This window comes from Collimonas sp. OK412, assembly GCF_900112135.1.
Classification (GTDB): Bacteria; Pseudomonadota; Gammaproteobacteria; order Burkholderiales; family Burkholderiaceae_D; genus Collimonas; species Collimonas rhizosphaerae.
This window is the reverse complement of record NZ_FOLC01000018.1, coordinates 1-12,688: the sequence shown is the minus strand read 5'-3', so window position 1 is coordinate 12,688 and position 12,688 is coordinate 1. Positions and strand designations below refer to the sequence as shown.

Here is a 12,688-nt window from a genome sequence, read left to right as displayed (position 1 = left end):
GAAAATATTCCGCTTGCGGATGGTCGGAAGCGGAAATCTGGAATTCGAAGGGCCTATTTTCTGATATTCGGCAGAGTCGGCAGCAAATCCAGCATGGGTTCACCCATCGGGGCCAGGCGAGTGCTCAGCAGCCCGTGCATGGCGTTTTGCAAAGACCGCGGATCGGCGGTCTCGCCGTTCAAGACGGCTTGTGCATAGCCTGCCGACAAGCTGTTTTTGTCCAGGCCGGTAGCGCGCCTGATTTGTTCGATAGCGCTGGTTCTCTCTCCGCGCATTGCTGCGATGATTGCCAAGGCGCCATGGCTTTCGCCAAAATTGCGGTCCAGCTGCATGGCTGCTTCGAACGCCTGTTGCGCTGCGTCGATATCTTTGTCCACCAGGCAGGCCCAGCCCAGGCTATGCCAGGTTCCGATATGGCCGGGCATCAAGGCGACTGCCTTTTTCAGGCTTTGGCGAGCCGCCGTTATATTCATTTCGAGCATTTGCGTGAGCCCTAAGGTCGACCAGCAGCGGCCGTTGTCCGGTGCTCTGTGCATAGCCTGCAGCAGATACTGGTGGGCGCCCGCGGTATCACGTTCAGCCAGCGCCACGGCAGAGCGCGCCAGCAGGGTTTCCAGGCTGGCATCACCGGCCGCCAGGGCCTGGCCAGCCAGTTCTTTCGCCTTGAAGGTTTGATCGGCATCGATGGCGATCAGGCTCGCCACGCCGATAGCCGCCGGCGTCAGCTTGACTAGTGCCCGCCTTTGGCCCACCCATTGCAAGGCGAAGTCCAGCTTGCTCAAATGATGCAGGCTTTTCAGCCACAGCGTCTGTATGGCAGGATCAACTTCTACGTCGGGATCTTTGCTGGTCCAGGGTTCCAGTTCTTCGAAGCATGTCTTGTAGTCACCTCGCAACGCGGCGATGAACCCCAGGTTATGCGAGATTGCCGGGTGCGGACCCATCTGTTGCTTCAATATGGCCAGCAATTCTTCGGCCTCTTCAAAACGTCTTTGCGCCATTCGCAAATGCGCTTCGCGGAAGCGCCATGCGTTGGGGTCGCGCCCAAGCTCCAGGCCGACGGCGATCTGTTGTTCGGCGACTTCTTCATTGCCAAGGCTGAACGCCTGTTCGAAGACGTCGGCGCGCAAGTTTTCGTTTTGCGGATCGCTATGCAGAAAGCCCAGCAACCGGTCGAGGCGCTTGCTGCCTTCAGAGTTGGCTTGACTGGTTTGGGAAAGAATTGCGCTCATTGACTTCCTTGCTGTTGGCTATGGCTTGACCGAAATTGCAAAAATCACAATATCGATTCTGTTCTGTACTCATTGTAAAACGGCAAACAGTGAATTGCCCAATATTTGCAGAGGTTTCCACCTATATCTGAGTATTTTCGCAGGGGGGGGGGCTGCCACCTGTTTGGCGCTGTCTACTTAATATATCCAGCCGTAGTCAGAAAAGTTTAGCGCTGTCCGTTATTTGCTGGAATTTTGCAAAAATGTCATTTTTAAGTGTCCTAAAGAGAAATACGTAAAAATATTTTAAAAAACGCTAAACAAATTCTGTGAAGCAAGGATGTATTGGACAGGAGCAGCGTCAGGAACTGTTTTTTTTGGTTTCCTGAGGCATACGCACAATACTTTCTGAAGACAGGATGACATATGGTAGCGATCGTCAGCGGCAACAGCCTCGGTGTGAGTTTGACTTCGATGAACACGCTGGGCCAGCGTGGCGTGCAAGGAGTGGCTACCCAGGGCCGTAATGGCGAGCTGACCTATGTCAATGTCTTCAGCGGCAACCTGGTCCTGCAAGACCGCGACGACATGCTGGTGAACCACGGCATCGATATCGCGGCGCTGCGCACTTATAACAGCCAGGGCAAGTTCACCGACGACAACGGCGATAACTGGTCCAATGGCGTCTACAGCCAGCAGCTGCGGATCAACGGCAGCTTGTCGACGGCAGGCAGCAGTATCGTGCGAACCGGACGCGACGGTTCTGAGTCGACTTATCTGTATGACAGCACCCGCCAGCTGTATGTCAGCACCGACGGCAGCGGCGCTTACAATACGATCAGCGTCAATGCCGGGAACGGCCAGCTGGTCTGGTCTAACGGTAGCAGCGGCCTGAAGGAAACCTACGACGGCAGCGGTTCGGGCCGGCTGCTGTCGTCGACCGACAGCAACGGCAATACCATCGCTTATAGTTACGGCGCCAACGGTTTGCTGGCCAGCGTGACGGATGCCGCAGGCGAAGCCACATACTATGACTACAACGGCACGAACCTGAGCCAGATCCGCACCGTCACTGCCGACGGCCACACCCTTACCCGGGTGCGCTACAGCTACGACGCCAGCAACCGGCTATCGACCGTGACGCTGGACCTGACGCCAGCCGACAACGCCATCTCCGACAACCAGGTCTACCGGACGACCTATACCTACGACGGCAACAGCAAGCGGATGGCCAGCGTGACGCAGAGCGATGGCAGCAGCCAGAGTTTTACCTATGTCCAGGTCGGCGCCGATTACCGGATCGCGACCGTGCAGGACGGCCTGAACCATGTCACCAGCTATAACTACGATACGGCCAGCGGCCGCACCACGGTGATCGATCCGCTGGGCCTTAAAACACTCTACGACTACGATAGCAAGGGTCAGCTGACCCGCATCACGACACCACCCTTGGCTGGCGTGACGGCCAGCACCAGTTTCAGCTATAACGCTACAGGCGACGTGATCCAGGTGGTCGATGGCGAGAATCACGCCATCGACATGCAGTACGACGGCAACGGCAACCAGATCCTGCAGCGCGACGCTGCCGGCAATACGGTGACGCGGACGTATGACGGCAACAACCAGCTGGTGACGGAAACGACTTATCTGGTGCCGGATCCGGATGGCGCCGGCGCGGGGCAGCCAGGCATACCGCTGACGACACGCTATATCTATGACGGCAGCAACCACAACCAGCTGCGCTTTGTGGTGAGTGCGGAAGGGCGCGTCACCGAATACCGTTACAACAGCTACGGCGAGCGTACCAGCAGCATCCAATATGCCGGTGCAACATATGGGGTAGCGAATCTGGCCGTAATTGATGTGCCCACTGAAGCGGCACTCAACACGTGGGCAGGCAGCCAGAATCCAACGCAGATCACCCGTACGGACATGGCCTACGATGCACGTGGGCAATTGCAGACATCCTCCAGCTGGAGTGCGGTCGATGCCCAAGGTAATGGCGTGGCCAATGGCAGCCAGACGGTGATCCAGTACGTCTATGACCAGGCTGGGCTGCTGTTGAATACGACCGATGGGCGCGGCGGACTCACGCAAGCTACCTATGATGGTCTGGGCCGGATCCTGACCAGCAAGGATGCCGCCAACCAGTTGACCATCAGCAGCTACGACGACGCCAATCACAAGACCACGGTGACGCAGGCCAACGGGCTGTCGACCATCAGCGCCTACGACCAGGCTGGCCGCCTGGTCAGTGTCCAGCAAAGCAATGCCGGGCAAGTGCTGGGCACGACGCAGTATGTCTACGATGCCGACGACCGCTTGCGCATGACGCAGGACCCGACGGGCGTGCGCAGCTTCATCCTGTACGACGATGACGGCCGCAAGGTAGCCGATATCGACGGCAACGGCAGCGTGACGGAATACCTCTATAACAAGGACAACCAGCTCACCCAAACCATTGCCTATGCAACCGCCATCGATATCGGTCAACTGGCCGACGCGGCGGGCAACCTGACGGCGGCCACACTGGCGACGGTCCGTCCTGCTGCAAGCAGCGCCGACCACAAGACCTGGCGCGCCTATGACAGTGCAAATCGCTTATCGAAGACGGTTGACGGCCAGCCGGGATTGGTGAGCGAATATCGCTACGATGGCGCATCTCGCCTGGTCAGTACCATCAGTTATGCCAGCCTGGTCGATACCAGCAATCTGGGTAGTGCGCCGAGTGCGAACAGCATTGCGCCAACCGCATCGGATGCAGACCGGGCCAGTCGCAGTTTCTATGACAACGATGGGCTGTTACGCGCCACACTGGATGCGGAAGGCTATCTTACAGAGCAGCGTTACGATAGCGCGGGCCATGTGGGCAGCCGGGTGGGCTATGCAACGCAGGTCGATGCCAGCCTGCGCGCTGCCGGGACGCTGGCGCAATTGCTGCCTGCGGCCAGTACCGGCGATATCGTCACGCAACTGCTGTTAAACGGCAAGGGGCAGATTGCCGGAGAAATCGATGGCGAAGGCTATCTGACCGAGAAGGTCTACGACGGCAACGGCAATGTCGTTAAAACCGTGCGTTACGCCAACAAGGTGACGGCAGCGGTAGCGGCCAATACGACGGTAGCTGACGTACGTCCTGCGGCCAGCGCCGACGATCATGTGACGGCGACAGACTATGACGCCTTGAACCGCATCAAGCAGCAAACCAATGCGGAAGGCACGGTCACGCAGTACATGTATGACAACGCCGGCAACCTGAGCCAGACTATCCGTGCCGCAGGCACCAGCGATGTGCGCGCCATCAGTGCCCGTTATGACATCCAGGGCCGTCTGACGGGAGAGTTGAGCGCTGAAGGCAATGCACAGCTGACGGGCAACCAGACGCAGGCGCAGATCGACGCCATCTGGACCAGCTATGGCCTGACCCATACCTATGATGCAGCTGGACGGCGCACCAGCACGACCGACCAGAACGGCAATAAAACCCTGTTCTTCTACGACGTCGACAATCGCCTGACACAGACAGTCAATGCCTTGGGCGAGGTGTCGGAGAAACAATACAATAGCCTGGGCCAGTTGGTCGCCACGGTGCAGTACGGTACTCGGATCAGCACCAGCGGCCTGGCCGGCGGGCTGGTAAGCGCAGCATTGACCAGCGCACTGAACGCCGTGCGCAACAGCAGTCTGGATAGTGTCAACAGTTTTACGTACAACGCCAACGGCACCTTGGCCACCAGCACCGATGCGCTCAAGAACATCACCACGTATAGCTACGATGCCTTTGGCGAGCGGGTCTCCAGCACCACCAATATCGATGCGACTCACGCCTTGACGCAAACCAGTAGCTACGACCGGCGCGGCTTGGTAGTCGCAACCGTCGCCGATCCGCTGGGCGTGAACGCGACCACGTCGACCCAATACGACGCGTTCGGGCGGATAATCCGCAGCGTGGACGCCAACGGCAACGTGCGCAGCCAGAGCTATGATCGCCTGGGGCGAATCGTGCAAACGGTGGAGCCGTTGAATGCGCAGCGTTCGACGACGTATGACGCGTTTGATCGCACCCTGACGCAGACCGATGGCCTGGGCAATGTGACGCGCTACAGCTACAGCACGACGGCGCGCAGCACCACCTTGACCACGCCGGAAGGCGTGGTGGTGACGACCGTCAAGACCCGCAATGGCCAGACGCAGAGCGTCACTGACGGCCTGGGCAATGTGACCCAATACAGCTATGACAAGAACGGTAACCTGCTGTCGACAGTAACCCCGCTGACAACCACTAGCGGCACCTACGATCACGCCAATCGTCTGATCAGCACCATCGATGCCAGGGGCACGATCACAGCCTTCAGCTTTGATGCGGCCAATCGTGTGCTCACCCGCCAGGTGGATCCGAACGGCTTGAACCTGATCACGCGATACCAGTACGACGCCAAGGGCCAGCAAGTCGTGACGACGGACGCCAATGGCGTGGCCACGCAGATCAGTTTTAACCTGAAAGGGCAGGCGCTCAGTCAGACGCTCGACCCAGCCGGCTTGAAGCTGACGACGCAATATAGCTACGACGGTAGCGGCAACGTATTGACCGTGACCAGCCCTGGCGGCACGGTAACGCAATATGTCTACGATAACCTGGGGCGTCGCATCGAACAGCATGTCGATCCCAGCGGTTTGAACCTGACGACGAACACCAGTTACGACAAAAAAGGCAATGCGGTCACGGTGACGGATCCGAACCGCAATGTGACGCGTTATGTGTACGATGCAAATGACCATTTGGCCTTCACTGTCGATGCGCAAGGCGATGTGACGCAGACAACGTACGACGCCAACGGCCGTGTCCTGCAAACCACCAGATACGCGACACCGATCAGCCTCGCCGGCTTGTCGGCGGCACCCGTGCCGGCCGACATCCAATCGAGGCTGGCGAGCAATGCAACGGACGCGACAGAGTTGCGTCGTTACGACCGCGACGGCCGCTTGACGTGGATCATCGACGCCACTGGCGCCGTGACGCAGAACAGCTACGACGCCAATGGCAATGTCGTCAAACGGCTCGCTTATGCGACACGCCTTGGCGCAAACGATCTTGCCGCTCTCAAGGCAAGTGCTGCAACGGTGCCGGCGCCAGCCACCGATGCAGCGCACGACAGGATTACGCAGATTGCCTACGATGCCTTGGGGCGTGCGATTTACATCGTGGATGCCAGCGGTGCGGTCGTCGAGCAGCACTACGACGGCAACGGCAATAGCGTCGAACGGATTACCTATGCCAAGACGATCCCGGTGGGGCAGCCGGCGACGATGGTGAATATGGCACAGCAACTGGCAAGCATTGCTGATCCTGTCCACGATGGGCACATCGTGAATGTCTACGACAGCGCCAATCGCCTGATTTATACCGCCAATGCGGCGGGGGCAGCCAGCCAGATTGGCTACGACAACAACAATAACGTGGTGCGCCGGACTGATTATGTAACCCTGTTGACAGGGCCGCTGACGGCAACGACGAATCTGGCCGCAGTCTCTTCCAGCAGTGCTGATCAAACAAGCAATTATGTGTACGACGCGGCCAATCGGCGAATCTATAGCGTCGACGCCATGGGCGCTGTCACGCAGCAGATTTATGACGCCAATGGGTATGTGACGCAAACCGTCAGATATGCGAAATCCGTCGCTATCCCGGTTATAACCGCTCCTGCAGTGGATGACAGCGTTACGGTCTATGTGTACGACGCCGCCGGCCGAGTAATCCAGCAAACCAAGGCCGCCGGCACAGCTGCTTCAGGCACCGTCATCTATGGCTACGATGCCATGGGCAACGCCATCAGCATCACCAACGAACGCGGCTACACCACGACCCAGCAATTCGATTCCCTGGGCAGAAAAGTCTCCACGTCCGTACCCTTGAATGACGGCGCGGACGGCAAGACGCCGCAGTATGCGGTAACGACGACGCAATACGACGCTTTCGGCAATGCAGTCAAGATCATCGATCCGTTGGGCAATGCCGGTTACTTCTACTACGACCAGGACAGCCACGTCGTGCTGCAGATCGATCCGCTGGGTTATGCCACGCAGACCAGTTATACCGCCTCGGGCAAGCCAAGTCTGGTGGTGCGTTACGCGACACCGGTCAACGGCCCGTTGTCGACATCAGCCCAGCCTGCGCTGACTGCCGGCGCGGCTGATGCGCCTACCAAGCTGGAATATGACCAGAACGATCGTCTGGTCAAGAGTACAGATGCGGAGGGCAATTTCGAGTTGTTCGGTTATGACGGCGCGGGAAACCGCATCAGTTATCAAAACAAGGTAGGCGGTGTTACCACCAGCACTTACGACGGCCGCGGCCTGCTGTTGAGCGAAACCCTGCCGATCGCTTCGCGCAATAGCGCCGGGGTACTGGTGCCTGTCGTGAAACAGTACAGTTACGATGCACGCGGCAACCGTACGCAAATGATTGAAGCGGCAGGGTTGCCGGAGCAGCGTACCACCAACTACATTTACGATCAGAATAACCGCCTGATCACCCAAAGCGGCGATGCGGTCACGATCCGCGACGCCAAGGGATGGTCGGTTGGAAGTCCGACCCAGCACTGGACCTATGATGCGGCAGGTAACAAGACTTCCTACACGGACGCCAATGGCAATCGCACCAGTTGGTACTACGACGCCGCCAACCGCAAGATTGCCGAGCTGAGCGCCGCCGGCACGCTGTCGGTGTGGAGCTACGATGCTGCCAGCAATATGACCAGCACCCGGGTTTATGGCGATGCGGTGGTTTTGCCGGCCGGCGGCACATTGCCTACTGCCGTCAACCAAAACAATTATCGGCAGACGAATTACAGCTACGACAAGAGCAATCGCCAGGTGCAAACGTTGATCGATGGGGCTACCTTTGCGCAGCGGCCGATCGGAGGCACCAGCCTGAACATCTATACCGGTTCGATTACGACTTCGCGTATATACGATGCACTCGGTAATGTGATTGTCGAGAGCGACGGCATGGGTAATCAAACCTTGTCCTACTATAACAAGGTGGGCAAGAAGATCGCGCAAGTCGACGCCGAAAACTATCTGACAGTCTGGACACGCGACCAGAATGACAGCGTCACCGTGGAGTACCGTTACGCCAATCGGCTATCTATTGTGCCTACTACTGACAGTGTTGTCAGCCAGCTGGCACAGAATGCCGGCAGCAACAGTAATGATCGCATCACCACTTCCAGTTACGACCCTGTCAATCGTTTGCTGACGCAGAGCAGGCTCAACCTGGTCACTTCCAGTATCAATGGATCTGGGGGATTAGTGACAGCCACGGGCGCCGCGACCACGCGTTACGCCTATGACGGCCTGGGCAATGTCATCGAAAAAACCGAAGCCAACGGTGATGTCAGCGATTGGATTTTTGATGCGATGGGACGGCAGACGCGGGCGCAAGGCGCCAGTTTTATTGATTTTGAGGGCGCCTCGGTGCGACCGACCACCGACACGGTGTATGACGGCCTGGGCAACGTCCAACAATCGATTGTGCGTGGCAAGAACAGCGCGGATGACCGTGTCACCAACTTCGCCTACGATGTCGCAGGTCATTTGGGCCGCAAGTCGACGCAGGGCGTCGACGGCTCTTACGAATACTTCTACGATGCGGTGGGCAATGTCACTGAGGCGCGCGTCTTAAGTAAAAATTCCGATGGTGGAAACCGCTGGGACGCCACCGTGATTCTTTATGATGCAACTAATCATGAGCTATCTCGGCAGCAAGTGACGGCTGTGGGTGGGGACCCAAGCAAGCAGCAATTTGTCGGCAGTGACACCCATCAAGTACGTTACAACGCCTATGGTGAAGTCGTCGGCAAGGGCATCAACGGCAGCACGGCAGAATTTGCCGAATACGACAGCTTAGGCCGACTCTGGAAAACCAATGCCGGCGACGGCGCCACCAAGGTCTACCTGTATGACGCCAGCGGCAACGCCACGGTCCTGATCCAGTCGGCCGGCGCCGACATGCGCACTATGACACTGGCGCAGATCCTGGCGATCAGCCAAACGCAGGGTGTGTCTGCCGATCCTGTGGTGCAGGCGGCGATTGCCGCTGGCGGCATCCATATGACGGTGAGTGTCTACGACCGGCGCAACCAATTGGTCGACACCTATCAGCCGACCATGCAGAGCGCTCACAACCTGGCCACGATACAGGAGTTCCTGACACAACAGGCCGGCAGCAATTTCAGTGGTGGTAGTGTGACCCTGGGGCCGACCAAAGCGACCGAGAGCAAGGCGACGGCGCCGCCTGCAGTACAGGGGGCAGTCGCGATTAGCAAGATGGAAACCGTGAATTTTAGTTTCAGGAGCACCAAAGAAACGATGGATACCGTCGGCCAGCCGACGGTATTTACGCGTTCTTACAGCATCACGGTACCTCCCTCGCTGCGTTATGGCGGTGGCAATCTCCACGTCAAGATTAACGGAGGGGAATATGCTGCCGCTGTTTCCGCCAGTACCGGGACACTCACGTTTACGCAATCTCACGCCTCCTGGACAACGGCGGGAAGCGGGGCAACATCGCTGGTGGTCGAGGTGTACCAGGACACCCCCGATGGAGCGCCAAATAGCCAGTTCCTGATCGCCAGAACCACCATTGCCATGCCGAATCATGCCTCGGGCACGTATTCGTACGATGACACGGCCACTGGCGCGGCCAACACCACACCTGTGATCCAATTCCAGGCGCAGTCGCCATTGACCGATCGGATCATCGCGATGATTCGTCCCCTCGGCACAAACCAGCCGTGGACCTGGTTTACTCCGCAACCGATGAAAAACAGCAATGGAGGCGTAATAGCGGGCTGGTTTAGCGCCGACTGGAGCGGCTGGCCGGATAGCAACTGGCTGTTCCAATACGTCGCCCTGGCGGCCGACGGCACCGTGCTGAACTCGGAGGCCGGCCCTCTTAACACCAGCAGCACGACGCCAAGCATGTATCAGCAGGCGCAGCCGGTTGGCGGCAGCGGTCAAGCGTTCCTGTCCAGGGACAATTTGGTGAGGCCGGAATACACACTCAATATCACGCAACAAGGTGTTGCCGCCAATTCGATGCGGATCCGCTACCGTCATGTCGGCTCGGGCGAAGCCTGGACCACGCAGGTGGTTGGCGCCGCCAGCACCGGCCTGGTCAGCCATTACACCCCCGGCTGGTTCATGATATCGACCATCGGCTGGAGCGGCAGTTATGAGTACTCGATCGAAACCTATACCGGCGCCAATGCAACCGGCACCATGCTCAATCGCGCCAGCGGTTCATTGGTTGCCGGCGATTGGGTTTCAGACCTGACCTCATGGACCAGCCTCCCGGAAAACGTCGCCTTCGGCAGCCAGCCGGCCAATGCCGCCACCATGCATGTGAATTACTCGGTGCGTGGCGGCGCCAGCGGCAGCGCCGACCTGACCTGGGACGCCGTCCACCAGCAATTCAACTGGGATGCCAGCGGCCTGGTGCCTGACCGTTTTAGCAATTATGTGGTTGACTACAATTACCAGACCATGGATGCCGGCGGCGCCATTGTCAATGCCGCACATGGCGCATTGCAGCTAGGTTCAGATCGCCTAGTGTTGTCGCACCAGAACGACGCCAAGCCCGCCACCATTACCTTCAGTCCGCCGGTGGCGAATGCCGCGCAACTGGTGCTGCAGTATCGCAACGCCGGTTCTACCGGCGCTTACAGCAGCGTCACCTTGTCGAGAACAGCGGGCGGCAGTTTTATCTGGAATGTCGATGCGCTTCGTCCGGCCAGCGGCAGCTTGAGCCTGGAATATGCTTACAGCCTGCTGGATGCCAGCGGCCAGCCGGTCGCCGTGTCGGGCGGCAATCCGCGCGCCCAAGGGACACTGGAAATCGGCGCCGACCGCAATGGCGCTGTGCGGCAGCTGCAATGGACGGTTACCGGCTTGAACAATACCGCACCGGACATCCCCAATACCCAGGCCGCCATCCATCGCAGCCAGGTCCACAATGCATTCGGTGATGTCAGTTCCGAAATCGACGGCCGTGGCAACCGCGTCATGCTGGCTTACGACACGATGGGTCAACTGGTCAGTAAGCAGGCCCCTGAAACCAATGTGACGCTGGAAAACGGCACTATCATCCGGGCGACGCCGACTACCCAGTACTACTATGATGCTTCCAGCCACCTGGTTGGCGTACGTGACGCCAACGGCAACCTGAACAGCATGACGCAGCTCGCCGGATTTGGCGATGCAACAGGCAACAATACCCGGATCACGAAAGAGTTTCACGCCGACGGCGGGAGCAAGACAAATGCCTATGACATTTTTGGCGATCTGCGCACAGCGACCGATGAGCTGACACGCGTCACGTCCAATACCTATGACCAGGCAGGACGGTTGATCCAGGTTGTTCATGCGGCCCGTCAGCCTGGCACTGCGAGTAATCCTGGCCCAACAGCCGTATCGTCAGTGGATAGCTACACTTACGATACGCTGGGCAACCGCATCAGCCACACCAACGCGATGCAGCAGCGCGAAACCACCGACTATGACCCCGATGGCCGGGTCATCCGCACGCGCAGTTATGCTGGACAAGAGGTCACCTACACCTATAGCTACGACCAGACCATCCTCGGCGTCGGCAGCCTGCCGGTGGGCGGCTGGGTGAAAGTCACCAGCTACACCGGTTCGCGCAGCGCCAGCGACAAGACCGACTACTTCGGGCACACGACTAGCCATCAGGATTTTGGTGGCCACGTGGTGACGTATAGTTACGATTATGCCGCGCACCTGAAGAACCAGAGTTCGACTGCCGGTCAGAATGTCGACTATAGTTATTATGCCAACGGCTATGTGAAGAGCACCACCGACCATGCGCTCAATATGCTGTCGTATTTCGAGTATGACGAAGAGGGCAATCGTACCCGCGAGTCCTACACCACAGCCGACGCGCCGGCAAACCGGATTTACTACCAGCTGGCCGACATCAAATACGATGAACTGAACCGGGTTGTCGACTATGTCGATCCGCAGGCGCACATCCAGTACCAGTACGATGCCAACGGCAATCGCCGCCGGGTATTGAGCAGTTACAACGACGCCATCAGCGGCGCTCCGGCAACGCAAGACTTCTGGTACAAGTACGATAGCCAGAACCGTTTTGTGCTGACCATGGGGCAGCTCAGCAACGGCGTCATCGGACTGGGCGCCAATGGCGTGCAGATCGGCTACGACGTTGCCGGTCAGCGGCGCAGCGCCAGTTATGCCGACGGCCACAGCGAGGCATACGACTACACCAGCGACGGTTACCTGGAAGATGTGCGGATCAACGGCGTATTGCGTTCGCGCCGCGGCAACGATTTGCTGGGCCGGGTGCAGAATTATTCTGAATATGCCGATAACGGCAGCACCGTCATCTACAACAAGGCCAGCCAGTTCGACGCTGACAATCGCCTTCTGCAAGATAC

General features: G+C 58.5%; 2 protein-coding genes. One reads left to right on the top strand and one right to left on the bottom strand.

Annotated features, from left to right (window positions below; all coding sequences use genetic code 11):
• Positions 1-53 precede the first annotated feature (53 nt).
• Positions 54-1,232: a tetratricopeptide repeat protein gene (locus BM062_RS17630; RefSeq protein ID WP_092399214.1), complete on the bottom strand. Its 1,179-nt coding sequence runs from the start codon at positions 1,230-1,232 to the stop codon at positions 54-56.
• Between the two features lie 405 nt (positions 1,233-1,637).
• Here BM062_RS17630 and BM062_RS17625 point away from each other — a divergent pair.
• Positions 1,638-12,688, top strand: an 11,051-nt coding sequence (locus tag BM062_RS17625; RefSeq protein WP_139220094.1) for an RHS repeat domain-containing protein, incomplete at its 3' end; no start/stop codon positions are given.